Below are 387 nucleotides of genomic sequence, written 5' to 3'. Positions count from 1 at the left end.
ACCCAACGCGCCTTCTGCGGTCTGAGACAGAGAAATACCGTCGTTCGCGTTACGCGCAGCCTGAGTCAGACCGTTGATGTTTGAAGTGAAACGGTTGGCGATCGCCTGACCCGCAGCATCATCCTTGGCACTGTTAATACGCAGACCAGAAGACAGACGCTCAATGGCGGTGCCTAAAGAAGACTGGGATTTATTCAGGTTGTTCTGTGTCATCAGAGACAGGCTGTTAGTGTTAATTACCGCCATGGTATTATTCCTTAAATATGTTTCGGCTAATGTTTAGGCTTCTTGCCTACGGCTTCAATCACCGTCCCTTTATTTATCGGCACATGCATTCATAGCTTTAATTAAATCGCGTGTTTTTATTAAAAAACCAATAAATAACAA

At 45.0% G+C, this 387-nt stretch carries 1 pseudogene; it reads right to left on the bottom strand.

The annotated features are described in order from the left end of the window. A pseudogene (locus ACQ4OC_RS19640) lies at positions 1–246 on the bottom strand (flagellin FliC); the annotation flags it as partial. Between the last annotated feature and the right edge of the window lie 141 nt (positions 247–387).

This window comes from Yersinia sp. J1 (genome assembly GCF_050586585.1).
Taxonomy (GTDB): Bacteria; Pseudomonadota; Gammaproteobacteria; order Enterobacterales; family Enterobacteriaceae; genus Yersinia; species Yersinia entomophaga.
Note: the sequence above shows the minus strand (reverse complement) of the source record. Positions and strands in the feature narration are given on the sequence as shown.